This window comes from Chryseobacterium sp. SIMBA_029 (genome assembly GCF_046535275.1).
Classification (GTDB): Bacteria; Bacteroidota; Bacteroidia; order Flavobacteriales; family Weeksellaceae; genus Chryseobacterium.
In genome coordinates, this window is the sequence record NZ_JAWRXA010000828.1 from 1 (window position 1) to 237 (window position 237).

Annotated in this window: 1 protein-coding gene; it reads left to right on the forward strand. The window is 47.3% G+C overall.

Features of this window, described 5'->3' with window-relative positions:
• A partial coding sequence (locus SB679_RS26195; protein WP_410705338.1) for an ROK family protein occupies window positions 1-237 on the forward strand: 237 nt, incomplete at both ends.

Sequence of the window (237 nt, forward strand, 5' to 3'; positions counted from 1 at the left end):
GAAAGACTTCATTATGATTACTCTGGGAACAGGAGTTGGTAGTGGAATCATCGCCAACGGAAACCTGATCTATGGACATGATGGTTTTGCCGGAGAACTGGGACACACTATTGTAAAGCCGGGCGGAAGAAAGCACTGGAGTACAGGATCCGAAGGAAGCCTGGAAGCCTATGCTTCTGCTACAGGAATTACCATCACTGCCAAGAAAATGAGAGCGGAGTTTCCTGAATCCATGTT